General features: G+C 70.6%; 10 protein-coding genes. 5 read left to right on the top strand and 5 right to left on the bottom strand.

Going from position 1 to position 16,773, the window contains the following annotated elements; translation table 11 throughout:
• The first annotated feature begins 17 nt into the window (after positions 1–17).
• The 3 genes from HUW62_RS26720 (at position 18) to HUW62_RS26730 (ending at position 6,616) form a co-directional block, all read left to right on the top strand.
• Positions 18–3,239 (top strand): type 2 lanthipeptide synthetase LanM family protein, encoded by a 3,222-nt coding sequence (locus HUW62_RS26720; RefSeq protein WP_176435988.1) that lies wholly within the window; start codon positions 18–20, stop codon positions 3,237–3,239.
• 53 nt (positions 3,240–3,292) lie between these two features.
• A complete protein-coding gene (locus tag HUW62_RS26725) occupies positions 3,293–4,057 on the top strand; it encodes an ABC transporter ATP-binding protein (RefSeq protein ID WP_255203655.1) in 765 nt (254 codons plus the stop codon).
• 147 nt (positions 4,058–4,204) lie between these two features.
• Entirely contained in the window at positions 4,205–6,616 is a 2,412-nt protein-coding gene (locus HUW62_RS26730; protein ID WP_176435989.1) for an ABC transporter permease, read from the top strand.
• Positions 6,617–6,710: 94 nt separating this feature from the next.
• On the opposite strand, the gene maiA is transcribed toward HUW62_RS26730, so the two are convergent.
• The 3 genes from maiA to HUW62_RS26745 form a co-directional block, all read right to left on the bottom strand.
• Positions 6,711–7,370: a maleylacetoacetate isomerase gene (gene maiA, locus HUW62_RS26735; RefSeq protein ID WP_176435990.1), complete on the bottom strand. Its 660-nt coding sequence runs from the start codon at positions 7,368–7,370 to the stop codon at positions 6,711–6,713.
• The gene (locus HUW62_RS26740; protein WP_163869056.1) at positions 7,367–8,347 is read right to left on the bottom strand and encodes a fumarylacetoacetate hydrolase family protein; all 981 of its coding nucleotides are present in this window, start codon (positions 8,345–8,347) and stop codon (positions 7,367–7,369) included. Before HUW62_RS26740 ends, maiA begins: the two co-directional genes overlap by 4 nt.
• A gap of 204 nt (positions 8,348–8,551) precedes the next feature.
• The gene (locus HUW62_RS26745) at positions 8,552–9,136 is read right to left on the bottom strand and encodes a hypothetical protein (protein ID WP_163869055.1); all 585 of its coding nucleotides are present in this window, start codon (positions 9,134–9,136) and stop codon (positions 8,552–8,554) included.
• A gap of 310 nt (positions 9,137–9,446) precedes the next feature.
• Here HUW62_RS26745 and HUW62_RS26750 point away from each other — a divergent pair, with 310 nt between their 5' ends.
• On the top strand, positions 9,447–14,435 hold the full coding sequence (locus tag HUW62_RS26750; protein WP_176435991.1) for an ATP-binding protein: 4,989 nt from the start codon (positions 9,447–9,449) through the stop codon (positions 14,433–14,435).
• A 16-nt stretch (positions 14,436–14,451) separates the two neighbouring features.
• Here HUW62_RS26750 and HUW62_RS26755 read toward each other — a convergent pair whose 3' ends face one another.
• Positions 14,452–15,492 (bottom strand): class I SAM-dependent methyltransferase, encoded by a 1,041-nt coding sequence (locus HUW62_RS26755; protein WP_176435992.1) that lies wholly within the window; start codon positions 15,490–15,492, stop codon positions 14,452–14,454.
• Between the two features lie 263 nt (positions 15,493–15,755).
• Between HUW62_RS26755 and HUW62_RS26760 the strand changes: the two genes are divergently transcribed.
• A complete protein-coding gene (locus HUW62_RS26760) occupies positions 15,756–16,655 on the top strand; it encodes a hypothetical protein (RefSeq protein WP_176435993.1) in 900 nt (299 codons plus the stop codon).
• 22 nt (positions 16,656–16,677) lie between these two features.
• On the opposite strand, the gene HUW62_RS26765 is transcribed toward HUW62_RS26760, so the two are convergent.
• Positions 16,678–16,773 (bottom strand): IS3 family transposase (locus tag HUW62_RS26765; protein ID WP_147449029.1); only part of this gene is annotated, 96 nt, incomplete at its 5' end.

A 16,773-nucleotide genomic window follows, 5' to 3' on the forward strand; every position in this document is an offset into this window, starting at 1 on the left:
CCTCGACGACCCCCATCATGTCCCAGCCGCCGCCCGACCTCGCCTGGTACCACGCCCTCACGCTCACCGAGCGCATCGCCTCCCTGCGTGCCCACCCGGACACGCCGGGCGGCTCGGTGGACGCGGCCCTGGCGGAGCGCCGGCTCAAGCGCTGGCGCGAGAAGCCTCCGCTCTCCGACGACGCCCTCTTCGCGCAGCGGCTGGCCTCCGCGGGAATCTCCGAGGACACGCTGCGCCAGTTGCTCGGTGAGCCCATCGAGGCCGTGCGCGCCCGCGTCCCCGTCGCGCCCGCGTGGATGCATGACGTGGAGGCGGCCCTGGCGCGGCCCGCCCCCACCACGCGCCTGCCCTACCCCGCGTCGTATGTGAACAGCCCGAACGCGGCGCTCATCGTCGCCGCGGAGCCCTTCCTGCGTCAGGGCTTCGAGCGGCTCCAGGCTGGAATCTCGGCGCTCGTCGCCTCGGGAGCGCCACTGCCCTTCGACCCGGAGACGGTGGGCGGGGTGCTCTTCGCCTCGCTGCCTCCCACCGTGTTGGACCTGCTGAGCCGCACGCTCGTGTTGGAGCTGCACGTGGCCCGCCTGTCGGAGCTGCTCGACGGCCAGACGCCGCCGGAGCGCTTCCAGTCCTTCGTGAAGCGGCTGCGACAGCCCGACGTCCTCGCCGCGCTGTACCGCGAGTACCCGGTGCTGGCTCGCAACCTGGTGACACGTGTCACCCTGTGGGCCGACACGAGCCTGGAGTTCCTCCAGCGGCTGTGCGCGGACCAGGAATCACTGCGACAGATGCTCCATTCCGGCAAGGAGCTGGGGCAACTCACCGAGCTGAAGGCGGGGCTGGGAGACATCCACCGGGGCGGCCACTCGGTGGCGCGCGTCACGTTCTCCTCCGGGCTCACCGTCATCTACAAGCCTCGCTCGCTGGCGACGGACCACCACTTCCACGCGCTGCTGGAGTGGGTGAACGCGCGCGGTGTCTCCACGCCCTTCCCGCTCACCCCTCGCGTCGAGCGCGACGGCTACGGCTGGGTCCAGTGCGTGGAGGCCGAGACGTGCACCGACGAGGCGCAGGTCCACCGCTTCTACCAGCGCCACGGCGGCTACCTGGCGCTGCTGTACCTGCTGGACGGCACGGACTTCCACTTCGAGAACGTCATCGCCGCCGGTGAGCATCCGGTGCTCATCGACCTGGAGTCACTGCTGCATCCGCCCCTGCGGCTGACGGAACAGGCGGACCTGCTCTTGCGCGAGCAGGAGGTGTTCGCCTCCGTGCTGCGCGTGGGGCTCCTGCCGGGCCGGGCGTGGGAGGACGCGCGCACCGCTGGCGTGGACATCAGCGGCATGGGCAACCCGGAGGGCCACGCGGGCAACCGCAACGCCCCGATGATGGAGGGCGCCGGCACGGACGAGCTGCACTACACGCGCAAGCCCCGCGCCTTCCGCCGAGGCCTCAACCGCCCCACGCTCAACGGCGAGGACGTGGACCTGTTCCACTACCAGGACAGCGTCGTGCGCGGCTTCTCGGAGGTCTACGCGCTCTTGCGCCAGCACAAGGACTCGCTGCTGGGCGAGTGGGGCCTGTTGACGCGCTTCGCGCACGTGGAGGTGCGCACGCTGCTGCGGCCCACGTTCGTCTACAAGACGATGCTCATGGAGAGCCACCACCCGGACCTCCTTCGCAACGCGCTGGACCGCGACCGTTTCTTCGAGCGGCTGTGGCTCGACACGGACCGCTTCCCGTTCCTCACGCAGGTGAATCAAGCGGAGCGCCAGTCCCTGGAGCGCGGCGACGTGCCGCTCTTCACCACGGTGCCGGACAGCACGAGCGTCTGGGGCGAGCCCGGCGAGGAGATTCCCGGCGTCTTCGACGAGCGGGGACTGGAGCGACTGAAGAAGCAGGTGGACCGGCTGGGCGAGCAGGACTTCGAGAAGCAGGTCTGGGCCATCCGCGCCTCCTTCGCCACGCTGGGAATCGAAGCGGACCCGCTCCGGCTCGCGCGCCACGAGCCCGTCCCGGGCACCACTCCGCTCACCCGCGAGCAGTTGCTCGACGCGGCTCGCGCATTGGGTGACCGGCTGGAGGTGCTCGCGGTGGGCGGCCGCGAGGAGTGCTCCTGGTTCGGCCTGACGCTGGGGTGGAACCGGCAGTGGCGACTGAGTCCCCTGGGATTGGACCTCTACGGCGGACTGCCCGGCGTGGCGCTCTTCCTGGCGACCCTGGGCGAGGTGACGGGCGAGGCTCGCTACACGGAGCTGGCCTGGGGCGCCGTCCGGACCATGGAGCGCAAGCACGGCGAGCCCCGACATCAACCGGCGTCGGTGGGCGGCTTCCTCGGATGGGGCGGACTGCTCTACACGTACACGCAGTTGGGCACGCTGTGGCAGCGGCCGGACCTGCTGGACCACGCGGCGACGTGCATGGCTCAGTTGGAGCCGCTCATCGAGCAGGACGCGAACTTCGACATCCTGGATGGCGCGGCCGGGTGCATCCTGGCGCTCGCGGCGCTGCACCGCGCGGCGCCCTCCGAGCGCGTGCTGACGGTGGCCCGACGCTGCGGTGAGCACCTGGTGGCGAGCGCCCGCGCGCAGAAGGTGGGCGTGGGCTGGCACTCGCGACTGGAGCCGGACGCGGCACTGACGGGCTTCGCTCATGGCACCGCGGGCATCGCCCTGGCGCTGGTGGAGCTGCATGCGCTCACCGGCGAAGCGCGCTTCCTGGAGACGGCGCGCCAGGCGCTGGCCTACGAGCGCTCGTGCTTCGTGCCCGAGAAGGACAACTGGCTCGACCTGCGGGGCCGGCCCGAGACGCCGCGCTTCAAGACGTCCTGGTGCCACGGCTCCACGGGCATCGGCCTGGGACGGCTCGCGTCCCTGCGACGCATGGAGGACAAGGTGGCTCGCGAGGAGCTCGCCGCCGCGCTCCGGGACACCCGGGCGCTGGGCATGGGACGCGACCACTCGCTGTGCCATGGCGACCCGGGCAGCCTGGAGCTGCTCCTGGCCTCGCGCGAGGCGGCGGGTGGGGACGCGGCGACGGACGACGAATTGGGGCGCTGGGGCGCCACGCTGTTGGCGAGCGCCAGGAAGCATGGCTGGCTCTCCGGTGTCCCCCTGGGTGTGGAGACACCTGGGTTCATGGTGGGGCTTTCTGGAACCGGCTACGCACTGCTGCGCCTGGCCGAGCCCCATCGAGTACCCTCGGTGCTGATGATGGAAGCGCCGCGAGGCGCGCGACGGTGAGCGTGGGTGGCGAAGTCGCTCCAGGCGACCCGCGAGAGTTTTCGGAGGATGGAATGACGACGACGGCGAGCGGTACGCAGCCCCCCAGTGCCCCGGAAGCAGGCCTCCTGGCGGGCACCCCTGGCGTGGACACGGGCAAGTCCCTCATCACGCTGGACGGGCTGACGAAGGTGTTCGAGACGGAGGAGGTGGAGACGCACGCGCTCTCCAACATCCACCTCGACATCCGCCAGGGTGAGTGGGTGGCGATTGTCGGCCCCTCGGGCTCCGGCAAGTCCACGCTGCTCGCCGTGCTGGGGTTGCTCGACACGACGACGCGGGGCACGTACCTGCTCGACGGCAAGAGCGTGCTCGACTTGTCCGCGTCGGACCGCGCGCTGGTGCGCAACCGGCACATCGGCTTCATCTTCCAGAGCTTCAACCTCATCGGCGATTTGACGGTGTTCGAGAACGTGGAGCTGCCCCTGACGTACCGGGGCATGCCCGCCGCCGAGCGCAAGCAGCGGGTCGAGCGCGCGCTGGACAAGGTCGGCATGGCGCACCGCGCGCGGCACATGCCGGGGCAGCTCTCCGGCGGTCAACAGCAGCGTGTCGCCGTGGCGCGCGCCGTGGCCGGAGACCCGCTCATCCTCCTGGCGGACGAGCCCACCGGTAACCTCGATTCCAAGAATGGCGAGGCGGTGATGCAGTTGCTGTCCGAGCTGCACAAGGGCGGAGCCACCATCTGCATGGTGACGCACGACCCGGCGCATGCACGCGTCGCCACTCGCACGGTCAGCCTCTTCGACGGCAAAGTCACCCTCGACGAGCGGCGCTGACGTGCACCGGGCTTCGACGACTTCACCGCGCACCACTGCTATCCTCAAGTTCTCCGCAACCCACGCTTCCCCGGAAGGCGTCCGCCCGCCGGACTCCGGTGCCCGTCAGCTCCCTCCTGACGGCGTGACAGGCCCAAGACACTGACCATGGACACCTTCCTTCAGGACATGCGGTACGCGGTGCGCGGGCTCGTGCGCGACAGGGCCTTCACGCTGGTGGCGGTGCTGACGCTGGCCCTGGGCATCGGCGCCAACACGGTCATCTTCAGCTTCCTCGACGCGCTGATGCTGCGGCCCTTCGACTTCCCGCAACTCGACAGGCTCATCTTCCTCGTCGAGGCCACGCCGGGGTACGCGCGCAACCAGCTCTCCGCCGCGGTGGTGGATGAACTGCACCGCAACCCCCAGTCCCTGGAGCGCGTGTCCGCCTTCCAGACGTGGGACCTCAATCTCACCGGGACGAATGAGCCCGAGCGGCTCGTCGGCTACCGCGTCACGTCCGACTTCTTCGGCGTGCTGGGCGTGGGTGCGGCCCAGGGCCGCACGCTGCAACCGGACGAAGGCGAGCCCGGCCACGAGCGGGTGGTGGTGCTGAGCTACGCGCTGTGGGAGCGGCGCTTCGGCGCGGACCCCGGCATGGTGGGCCGCTCGGTGACGCTGGATGGGGAGCCCTACACGGTGGTGGGGGTGATGCCCTCCGACTTCCGCTTCCCCAAGGCCGCGCAGCTATGGGTGCCCACCGCGCTGCCCGCCAACGCGCAGACGATGTGGAGCGAGCACTCCTATCAAGCCGTGGGTCGACTCAAGGAAGGCCTGTCGGTGCAGTCGGCGCGCTCGCAACTGGCGCTGCTGGAGCCTCGCATGGCGGAGCTGGACCCGGGCCATCGGGTGTCCGCGATTCCGTTGAGGGAGTATGGCGACGGGCCCATCCGGTTGATGCTCTGGGTGCTGATGGCTGCCACCGCGCTGGTGCTGGGCGTCGCGTGCGCCAACGTGGCGGGCATGCTGCTGGCCCGAGCGGCGCGCAGGGCCCAGGAGATGGCCATCCGTGGCGCGCTCGGCGCGGGGCAGGCTCGGCTCACGAGGCAGTTGCTCACGGAGAGTTTGCTGTTGGCGCTGCTCGGAGCCGGAGGTGGCCTGCTCCTGGCGCTGTGGGGCATCGGCCTGATGCGGGCGGGTGTTCCCGCGGACGTGGGGCGCTTCGTGCCCGGCTGGCACAAGGTGGGCATGGATGGACGGGTGCTCGCCTTCACGCTGGCGGCGGCTGTCATCGCCACGCTGGCCTTCGGACTGGCCCCCGCGCTGCGCGCCTCCAAGGTGCAGCCCGCGGATGCGCTGCGCCGCGAGGGACGTGGCGGTGGCGCGGGCCGGCAGCGGCTGCGGCAGATGCTGGTGGCCGCGCAGTTGGCGTTCGCCCTGGTGCTCACCGTGTGCGCGGCGCTCAACGCGCGCAGCTTCGGCGCGATGATGGAGGCGCCCGCGGGCTTCGACCGTGAGCGGCTCTTGACGCTGAAGTTCGGCATGAACGAGCAGCGCTACACGGACCTCGCGTCGGTGGTGCGCTTCCAGGACGAGGCGCTGGCGAAGGTCGCCACCCTCCCCGGCGTGCAGGGCGTGGCCGCGACGAACAACCTCCCCCTGGGCCCCAGTTGGAGCCGGGGCACGCTGCAGGTGGAGGGCGAGGCGCCGCTGGCCCAGGGCAACGTGCGCTACGTCTTCTTCCAGGTGGTGACGGAGGACTACTTCCGCGTCATGTCCATTCCCCTGCGCGAGGGCAACTTCTTCACGCCGCAGGATGGGCCGGGCGCGCCTCCCGTCGTCCTGCTCAGCCAGGCCCTGGCACAACGCCACTTCCCGGACGGGAGCGCGGTGGGCCGACGCATCTCCATGAACGACGTGGACGGCAAGCCCGTCTGGCGCACGGTGACGGGCGTGGTGGGTGACGTGCAGGTGGCGACGTTCGGCAGCGGCGCGGGTGACTTCGCGGCGGTGTACCTGCCGCAGCGACAGGAGACGACGCGGGACATGTACCTGGCCGTGCGCACGGCGGGAGACCCCACGGCGCTCACCCCCGCGGTGCGCCGCCTGCTGTCGGAGATGGACGGGGAACTGCCGATGACCAACGTGAAGCCGATGACCCAGGTCGTCAGCGAGACGCTGCTGGCCCCCCGCCTCGCGGTGGTGCTGCTGCTCGTCTTCGCGGGCGTGGCGCTCGCGCTCAGCGCGGTGGGCGTCTACGGCGTCATCTCGTACAGCGTCAGCCAGCGCACGCACGAGATTGGCGTCCGGATGGCGCTGGGCGCCAAGCAGTCGGACGTGGTGTGGCTGGTGCTGCGCCAGGGCCTGCAACCCACCCTCATCGGAGTGGGGCTGGGACTTGTCGGCGCCATCGGCGCGGCGCGGGCCATGTCCGGGCTGCTCTACGGCGTGAGCGCCTTCGAGCCCGTGCTCTTCGCGGGCATGGCCCTCTTCCTCGTCATCGTGGCGCTGATGGCCACGCTGATTCCCGTCCGTCACGCCATCCGCGTGGACCCCATCATCGCCCTGCGCGACGAGTGAGTCCGCGCTTCACGTCGTCAGTGAGAGACGGCCGCCCCGCCGCTCATTGACGACGTGCCCCCAGGCTCGCGGGCCTGGAGGAGTCGAGCGAAGCTCAGGCCGGCGCCGCGTCGGGCTGCCGGTCCGGGTGAGACGCCTGGAACGCGGGAAGCTCGGCACAGGCCGCTTCGATTCGCAGCAGCGTGGGGTACGGCGTCATGTCCAGCGCGAACCGGCGCGCGCCGTACAACTGGGGAACGAGACACACGTCCGCCAGCGTCACCATGTCCCCCACGCAATAGCGCCCGGCGGTGGGCTGCACCATCTTCTCCAGCGCCTCCAGGCCTCGGGTGCACCAGTGCGCGCCCCACGCCTTGTCGTCGCCGTTGAGCTCGTGCTTGACGCGCTGGAGCACACCCAGGTTGTGCAGGGGCTGGATGCCGGAGTTGACGTACTCGGCCAGCATCCGCGCGCGGGCGCGCAGATACGTGTCCTCCGGGAAGAACGACGGCGACGGGAAGGTCTCCTGGAGATAGTCGAGGATGGCCAGCGACTGGGACAGCCGGCGCACGGTGCCGTCGGCCTCCGTCCACTCCAGCGTGGGCACCGTCCGCATCGGGTTGAGCGCGCGGTACGCATCCGAGTGCTGCTGGCCACCGTCCTGGAGCAGGTGCACCGGCACGTATTCGAAGTCCACGCCCTTGAGGCGCAGGCCCAGCCGCACCCGCCACGAGGCGGAGGAGCGCCAGTAGTTGTGCAGCCGAGGGGCCTTCATGACGGCTTCACCACCTTCTGGGAGATGCGACCGAAGACGCTCTGCCCGTCCTCGCCCGTCATCTCGATGTCGATGGTGTCTCCGGGCTTCATGAAGGGCGTCTTCGGCTTGCCCTCTTCAATCGTCTCGATCATGCGCTGCTCGGCGAGGCAGGAGATGCCCCGGGCGCGGTCCACGTTGGACACGGTGCCGCTGCCCAGGATGGTGCCCGCCGTGTAGCCGCGCGTCTTGCACAGGTGCTGGATGAGCTCGAAGAAGGAGAAGTGCATCTCCGGGCCCGCGTCGGTGTCACCCACCTGGACGCCGTTGAGCACCGAGCGCAGGCGCAGGTGGATGCGGCCCTCGCGCCAGGCTGGTCCAATCTCGTCCGGCGTCACCGCGAACGGACTGAAGGCCGTGGCGGGCTTGCTCTGGAAGAAGCCGAAGCCCTTGGCCAGCTCGTCCGGGATGAGGTTGCGCAGCGACACGTCGTTGGCCAGCATCAGCAGCTTGACGTGCTTGTCCGCGTCCGCGGCCTTCGTGCCCCGAGGCGTGTCGCCCAGGATGACGCAGACCTCGCTCTCGAAATCCAGGCCCCACGCCTCGTCCGGCAGGGGAATGTCCGCGGTGGGCGCCAGGAACTCGCCGGAGCCGCCCTGGTACACCAGCGGGTCCGTCTTCAGCGTGGCCGGCGGCTCCGCGTTGCGCGCCTTGCGCACCAGCAGGACGTGGTTGATGTAGGCACTGCCATCAATCCACTCGTAGGCGCGCGGCAGCGGCGCATGCAGGGCCGACTGGTCCAACGGGCGGCTCTGCACCGCGCCAGCCTCCAATTGCGTGGCGAGCGCGCGGAGCAGCGGCTCCTTCGTGTCCCAGTCGTCCAGCGCCGCCTGCAGCGTCAGGGCGACGTTGGTGGCCAGCGCATAGGCCGAGTTGTCCCGCTTGACGACGATGAGCCGCCCGTCACGGGTTCCATCCTTGAGCGTCGCGAGCTTCAATCCCGGGCTCCCCGCGGCCCGGTGGAAACAGCGGGGGCCGCCTCATGTGCTCGGCTTTTCCGCCGGGGCCCCCAGGGTGTCAAGCACAGGGCGCGAATGCGCCGCGGCAATCGTCACGGCGCGAAAAAAGTGTCCCCATGGCGGCCCGTGAAGCGAAGTCCTGTCCAGGCCGCTCAGAAAATGCGGACCGCTCGCGGCGGAAATCTACCAGCAGCTGGAGCGTGCCGGCAGCTGCGCGAAGTAGTTGTTGCCCAGGTTGCTGTCCCACTGGCCATGGGACGTCGCCGCCAGGGAGATGTCCCACGCGTTCTGATTCCCGTTGGAGTTGAAGGCGTAGAAGAAGAGGTCGCTCTCCACCGCCGTGGGCTGCTGGCACACCCAGACGCCGTCCTGGCCACCGTTGGCGAAGTGCTCAGCGCACTGGGGCAGGTTCTGGTACTGCATGCACTTGATGCAGGCGCGCGGCCCCGCGTTCAGGAAGACATAGGCATCGTTGTTCGTGCCCGCGCTGGCGGCCAGCGTCTGCTGACGGCCGTTGAGCTGGATGTAGATGGAGATTTGATTGTCCGGGTACAGGCCGCGCAGGTAGCCCCGGTACGCGACGGTGAGCGTCGCCAGGCGGCCGGGCAGCCGGCGCGTGTGGCGGATGACCTCGAAGGGCCCCGTCGTCGCGGAGTCGTACACGCTGCAGATGGGGTAGTCGGGCGGATAGTCGGAGGCGCGCGCGGAAGAGACGGGGAGCAGCACGGACAGCGCGAGCACGGCCAGGAACGTCTGCGAGAGCTTCATCGGTGGGACCTCGAGCAGGAGCGAAGGGGCACGGAAGTTCACTCACCGGCGTAGCATGTGCCCCCCACGTGTCGGAAGACCGCGCGCTCGCCTCGTCGGCCGCTGGACGGGCAGGCTTCCCCGCACGCTCGTCGAGCAGGAGGGAAACGGAGCGCGCGCGGCTGTTGAAGGCTGAGTCGGCACACGGGGGACGTGCGTCGGCCCCTCCCCTTGGCGGCGTCCCGTCCGACACCCAACCTTGCCGGAAGGACGGAACGCGCGGCCAACCGCATCGCAGGGGCGCTGCGGAGGTGGAGCTCGAGGACACTGAATGGCTGAAGGCTTCCAATACGCCGGCGCCGTTCCAGGAGAGCCACAGTCCGGCCGCCGACTGGGCAACCGGTTCGAGCTGGCCCAACGCCTGAAGGCCGGACGTGGAATCTCCACCTGGGATGGGGTGGACCTCCGCACCGGGGAGCGCATCGCCGTCAAGGTGACGTCGTCCACGGCGCTCGTCCCGGCGGCGCGGCACCGGCTGGAGCACGAGGCCGCGGTCCTCGCCCACCTGGACAGTCCCTTCATCGTCCCCGTGCGGCACCTGGGCACCTCCGGGGACTGGCTCTATCTGGTGACGCCCTGGCTCCAGGGAGAGACGCTGGAGGCACGCCTGTCGCGCGGTGTCCTGAGCGTCCCGGAAGCACTCGCGCTGGGTCGCGACTTGCTGTCCGCGCTGGCCGAGGCCCACCGCCATGGCGTCCTGCATCGGGACGTGAAGCCCACCAACCTCATCGTCTCCGGCCATCCGCTCTCCAGCGCCACGTTGATTGACTTCGGTCTCGCGCGCAGCGAGCGGTTGGACCCTTCGCTGAGGGATTTGCCGGTGGGCACCGCGCGCTATCTGTCGCCGGAGCAGGCCGGCCTGCTGCATCGACCGGTGGAGGCCACGTCGGACCTGTACTCGGCGGGCGTCGTCCTGTTCGAGGCCCTCTCCGGAGGGCCCGTCTTCGCGGGCGACTCCGTGGGCGAGGTGCTGCGCCAGCATCTGGCGGCCCGGCCCCGGCTGCGCGCCGTGGGCGTGGAGGCGCCGCGCGCGCTCGAGGAGGTCATCTCCCGGCTGCTGCAGACGGACCCGTCGGACCGCTACCAGGCGGCCAGCTCCGCGCTCGCGGACCTGATGGAGTTGGAGGAGGCGCTCGCGCGGGGCCAGGTGGAGCCCGCGCTCGTCACGGGCGCCAGGGATGCGCGACGCAGCCTGGCCGAGCCGTCCTTCGTGGGCCGTCACGAAGAGGTGGCCACGCTGGAGCGGGAGCTGGAGCAGACGCTGACGGAGCCGGGACGGCTCGTCCTCGTCGAGGCCGAGTCGGGGGGAGGCAAGAGCCGGCTGCTCGACGAACTCGCGGCCAGGGCGGCCCGCCACCATGCGTGGGTGTTGCAGGGCCAGGCGCAGGACCAGGCCGCGCGCCGTCCGTTCCAGCTCTTCGCCGGCGTGGCCACGGGCATCGCCCAGGTCCTCCAGTCGAGGCCGACCCTCACGGAGCCTTTACGCGAGAGGCTCGCGGGACAAGAGGTCAGCCTGTGCGCGGTGCTGCCGCAACTGGAGCCCGTGTTGTGCGCGCGGTCCGCCGCGCCCGCGCGAGGCCTGGGGCCGGAGTCCCTGGGCGAGAGCCGGAGCATCTGGGCGCTCACCGCGCTCCTGTCCGCGCTGGGCACACGGGATGAGCCCACCGTGGTGGTGCTGGATGATTGCCAGTGGGCGGATGAGCTGACGCTGCGGGCGTTGGAGGCCTGGTCTCAGGCGCGGCGACAGGGGAAGGGACGCGTGCTCGTCGTCCTCGCGTTTCGCGGCGAGGACATCGGCCCCACGCACCTGCTGCGCAGACTCGCGCCCACCGCGCACCTGAGGCTGGCCTCCTTCGGCGCCGCGGAGGTGACGCGGCTGGCGGAGTCCATGGCCGGCGCGCTGCCACCGGAGGCGACAGAGCTGGTGGCGCGGTTGTCCGAGGGCAACCCCTTCATGGCCAGCGCGGTGCTGCACGGGCTGGTGGAGGACGGCGTGCTCGTGTCCGGCACCTCCGGGTGGCAGGTGCAGCCGGAGGCCATGGCGCACGCGCGCTCGTCGCGGCAGGCCGCCACCTTCCTCGTGCGCCGCTTGCGTTTGCTTCCCCTGGTGGCGCGGCGGCTCTTGTCGGTGGGCGCGGTGTTGGGCAAGTCCTTCGAGCTGGCGCGGGTGGCGGCGCTGTCGGGCACCTCGCCGGAGGAGCTGGGCGCCGCGCTGGAGGAGCCTCGCCGCCGGCACATGCTGTGGGGAGAAGGCACGCGCTACACCTTCGTGCACGACAAGCTGCGCGAGGTGCTGCTGGACATGCTGACGCCGCAGCGGCGACGGGAGCTGCACCGGCTGGCGGCGCGCTCCGCGGCGAGCCAGTTGCCGCAGGACTCGTTCGAGCTGGCCTATCACTTCGACGCGGCGGGTGAGTACGCACAGGCGCTGCCCCACGCGCTGGTGGCCGCGGAGCTGGCGCGCAGGCGCTTCGCGCTGGAGACGGCGGAGCTGAACTACCGCATCGCCGAACGGGGCGCGGCGGGCGCGGACGCGGGCACGCGCTTCCGCGTCGCCTCCGGACTGGGCAACGTCCTCATGCTGCGCGGACGCTACGAGGAGTCCCGCCAGCAACTGGAGCGCGCCCAGGCCCTGGCGCGGGACAAACAGGAGCAGGCGCGCGTCCTGGGCCACCTGGGAGAGCTGGCCTTCAAGCGCGGCGACTTCGGTGAGGCGACGCTCGCGCTGGAGCAGGGCCTCAAGTTGATGGGGCGGTGGGTGCCTCCCGGGGGCGTGCTCACCGGCGCCAGCGCCGTCTGGGAAATCCTGGCGCAGGCGGCGCACACGGTGGCGCCGCGCAGGTTCCTCTCCCGCAGGCCGCTCGCGGGCGGGGAGAGCGACCTCCAGGCGGTGCGCCTCTACAGCCGGCTCGCCTATGGCTACTGGTACCGGCGCGGACGCATGGCGGTGCTGTGGGCGCACCTGCGGGACTTGAACCTCGCGGAGCGCTACCCGCCGACGCCGGAGCTCGCGCAGGCGTACTCGGAGCACTCGCCCGCGCTCACCACGGTGCCCTGGTTCCAGCGCGCCTTCGCCTACGCGGAGAAGTCCCTGGCGATGCGCCAGGAGCAGAGTGACTTGTGGGGCCAGGGCCAGACGCTGCACTTCTACGGGCTGGCCTGCTACGCGGCCTCGCGCTTCCACGACTGCATCGAGAAGTGCAACGAGGCGATTCGACTGCTGGAGCGCACCGGCGACCCGTGGGAGGTGAACAACGCCACGTTCCAGGTGGCCATGGCGCTCTATCGGCTGGGCCGGCTGCGCGAGTCGCTGGAGACGAGCCAACGGCTGCACGCAGCCGCCCTTGCGCTGGGAGACCGCTACTCGGCGCGCCTGGGCCTGGAGGCGTGGGCCAAGGCGTCCGGCGGGAGGATTCCGGGCACGCTGCTGGACGGCGAGCTGAACAACTCCGACCAGCCGGACCCGCAGAGCTACGCGGGCGTGCTTCAAGCGGAGGCGCTGCGCCGGATGCGTCAGGGCGATGCCGCGGGCGCGGTGGAGGTGCTGGAGCGCGCCTCGCGTCTGGTGGACGAGGCACACCTGCGTCAGGAGTACGTGGCCCCCATCGGCCCGCTGCTGGCGACGGCGCTGCGCCTGCTCGCGGAGAGCACGTCGCCCCTGGCCGCCGCGAGACGCGAGGCCCTGCTCAAGCGCGCCGACGACACGGCCCGACGCGCCCATGCGCTGGCGCGCACCTACCGCAACAACCTCCCCCATGCGCTGCGCGAGCGGGGACTGGTGGCCGCCCTGCGAGGTCAGCCCCGCGCGGCCAGGCGCTTCCTGGAGCAGTCTCTGCAAGTGGCCGATGCCCAGCAGATGCGGCACGAGCATGCCCAGAGCCTCAAGGCCCGCGGAGAGCTGGGCCGCGCGCTGGGCCAGGCCGACGCGGCGGCGGACCTGGCCACGGCCACCCGGGCGCTGGAGGAGATGGAGGAGGGCCTGTCACCGGAGGTCGCCGCGCGGGGAGGCACCCGCACCCTCTCCCTGGTGGACCGCTTCCCGCGCGTGCTGGAGGCTGGCCGCAGGCTCGCGTCCGCCCTCTCGCGCGAGGCCGTGTTCGAGGCCGCCCGACAGTCCATGCTGGAGTTGCTGCGCGCCGAGCACTGCGCGGTGGTGGACCCTCGGGATTTGCCCCACGACGAGGACGCGGACGCGGTGGGCATCAGCCGCACCGCCCTCGCTCGCGCGATGGAGACGGGCCGAATCACCGTGCTCGGACAGGGGCTGCCCGGAGGCGTGAGCGAGAGCATGGAGCTGCTCGGCGTGCGCTCGCTGCTCTGCGCCCCCCTCCAGGTGCGCGGCAAGACGGTGGCGTGCGTCGTCGCCACGCACCGGCAGGTGGGCGCGCTGTTCGGCGAGTTGGAGGAGCACCTGGCGGAGTTCGTCACGGTGCTGGCCGGCGCCGCGCTGGAGAACGCGGAGAACTTCGCGCGAATCGCCGCGCTCTCCGAGGAGCAGGGCCGCCTGTACCGCGCCGAGCAGGAGGCGGTGCGCCGCCGCGATGACTTCCTCTCCATCGCCGCGCACGAGCTGAAGACGCCGCTCACCTCGCTCCAGCTCCACATCCAGGGACTCCAGGTCCAGGCCCGCGCCACGGGCGGCCACCTGCCACCGGAGAAGCTCACCGCCAAGCTGGAGTCCGCCTCCGCCCAGACGCAGCGCCTGGGGCGATTGGTGAGTGACTTGCTGGACATCTCCCGGCTCGCCCAGGGCCAGCTCCACATCAAGCTCTCCGAGGTGGACCTGGTGGCCCTCGTCCACGGGCAGTTGGAGCGCAGCCGCGAGGCGCTCGCGCGCGCCGAGTGCCCGGTGCGACTCCTCGCTCCCGAGCACCGCCTCGCGGGCTACTGGGACGCCATGCGCCTGGAGCAGGTGGTGGGAAATCTCCTGTCCAACGCGATGAAGTACGGCGCCGGCCAGCCGATTGAAATCACCCTGGAGCAGCGGGGCAGCCACGCGCGACTGCGGGTCAGGGACTTCGGCATCGGCATCGCCGACGAGGACCGCTCGCGCATCTTCGGCCGCTTCGAGCGCGCGGTGTCCGTGCGCCACTACGGCGGCTTCGGCCTGGGCCTGTGGATTGTGCGGGAAATCGTCCAGGCCCTGGGCGGCACCATCGACGTGGAGAGCACGCCGGGCGAAGGCTCCACCTTCACCGTCACCCTGCCCTGCTCCGGGCCACCCTCGCAGCTCGAGCCACCCGGGCCGCCCGTGCACTGAAAGCGAGCCCCAGGCCTCAGCGGCGGGTCAGCTCCAGATAGATGACGTTGTCCTGGCTGTCGCGGAACAGCCGCACGGAGTCGATCAACTCCAGCGGCACCTCGGCGAGCAGGGCGCGCATGTCGTCCTCCTCCCGGTAGGTGAGCCACCAGTCCATGAAGGCCTCCATGTAGCCCGTCTCCGGAGGAAAGCGCGCGAAGTTGGCCACCAGCAGCCGTCCCCCCGAGCGCAGCATGCCGAAGAGCAGCCCGGTGAGCCGCGTGGCGACGGAGGCGGAGAGGTAGTCGTAGAGGCCCGCGGAGTAGACGAAGTCCAACTCGCTGAAGGCCACCTTGCCGGCGAGCAGCGCGCGCACCGAGCCGCAGTGGGGGCGCACCACGTCGAGCGGCTGGTGGTGCGAAATCTCCGCGAGGCTCAGCGGGTCCTGGTCGAACGCGATGAGTTCTTGAACGCGGCGCTCGCGCACCGCCGCGGAGGACTCGGCCTCGCGCAGGTGGCCACACGCGACGGAGAGGATGCGCGCGCCCTGGGGAACGCGCTCGGCCGTCGCGTCGAGGGCGCGCGCCAGCAGCTCACGTCGCTCGCGCACGCTGACCGCGCTGGGTTGCTGATGCATGTACCGGTAGACCTCACGGCCCGCGTGAAGCTCGTCGGCGGCCCGGTCCATGTACAGGTAGTCGATGAGGGCCGCGTCTCCCGCATAGCCCCGGGGGCGTTCGAAGGCCCTCCGGGTGAAGGGACACTGGTGGACGAACGAGCGGAGCGGGTGCTTTCGCGCGGTGTCCATGCAGAAGGACTTCCAGTCCTCCTCGTTCCAGCGGCGCCGCAAGGTGAGCAGGCCCAGGTGGAGCGAGTGCATGTCCTGATGGAGGACGTCGTCCTCGGCGGCCATCATCCGCTCGTGGATGCCATCGAGCCACCCTCGGGCTTCCGCGAGCGCTTCGTGGGCTGGACGCTCCGGGATGGGGAGGACCAGTTGGTTGCGCTCGACAGAGGGGACAGGTGAGGGGACAGGCGTTGGCCTCGGCAGGCGGGGCGTCGTCTGGGGGTCGTGCATCGTCCAACACAACCCGGGAGGGGTATGTATGCACTTCCCGCTTCGAGGCCCTCTTGCCAGCCCGGTCCCAGAAGCAGGCATCCGAGCCCGCCCCTGGAGCCCTCCTGGACTCGCGCTCCCCTGGAGACAGCCCCGAGGCGGCTCGCGGCGGGAGGCGTCCAGGCAATGGCGCCCTGGGCCATTCGTGTAGAAGGCACGGGACACCGCGCCAGCACCACCGCGCGAGTGTCTCCCCTGCGCACCCCACTTCCCCCGGAGCCGTCATGCCGACCTGGTCTTCCCTGTCACGAGCGCTGGCCGCCGTGGCTCTCGTCCCCACTCTCGCGCTGGCCGCGCCCAAGCCGGAGCCGACCGGCGCCGAGAAGAAGCCGGGCGCCGCGCGGGAGACGGCGCGCCCGTCCAAGCACTACGCCATCGAGCAGTTCATGAAGACGACCCTGATTCGGGGCGCGTCCTTCTCCCCGGATGAGCAGCGGGTGCTGTACTCGTCCAACCAGACGGGCATCTACAACGTCTTCTCCGCGCCGGCGAAGGGCGGCAAGCCCACCCAGCTCACCCGCTCCACCACGGACAGCACCTTCGCCGTGGGCTACTTCCCCAAGGACGAGCGCATCCTCTTCACCCGGGACCAGGGCGGCAACGAGCTGCACCACCTCTACGTGCGCACGCCGGACGGGCAGGAGAAGGACCTCACGCCGGGCGACAAGCACCGCGCGGTCTTCTTCGGCTGGAGCCAGGACGAGTCCGCCTTCTACGTCCTCACCAACGAGCGCGACGAGCGCTTCATGGACCTGTACCGCTACGACGCCAAGAGCTTCGAGCGCAAGCTGCTGTACCAGAACGAGAGCGGCCTGGACGTGGGCGACGTGTCCCCGGACGAGAAGTGGCTCTCCCTGGACCAGACCAACACCACCGCCGACAGCGACGTCTTCCTCCTCAACGTCGCCACCAAGGAGCGCAAGCACCTCTCCGCCCACAAGGGAATCGCCTCCTGGTCCTCGGCGACCTTCGACCCGACGTCCTCCGCGCTGTACCTCATCACCGACGAGGGCACCGAGTTCTCCCGCGCGGTGCGCTACGTGCTCGCCACCGGGAAGATGGAGGAGGTGGAGAAGACGGACTGGGACGTGATGTACACGTACTTCTCCAAGAACTGGGCGTGATCCGGTTCGGTGGACAGGTTGACTACGCCGCTGCTCTTTCGAACTCAGCCGGCGCAGCGTAGCCGATTGCCGAGTGCATGCGTTGCTGGTTGTAGAAGACCTCGATGTAGTCGAACAG

The sequence above is a fragment of the Myxococcus sp. AM011 genome, assembly GCF_013372595.1.
GTDB classification, from domain to species: domain Bacteria; phylum Myxococcota; class Myxococcia; order Myxococcales; family Myxococcaceae; genus Myxococcus; species Myxococcus eversor.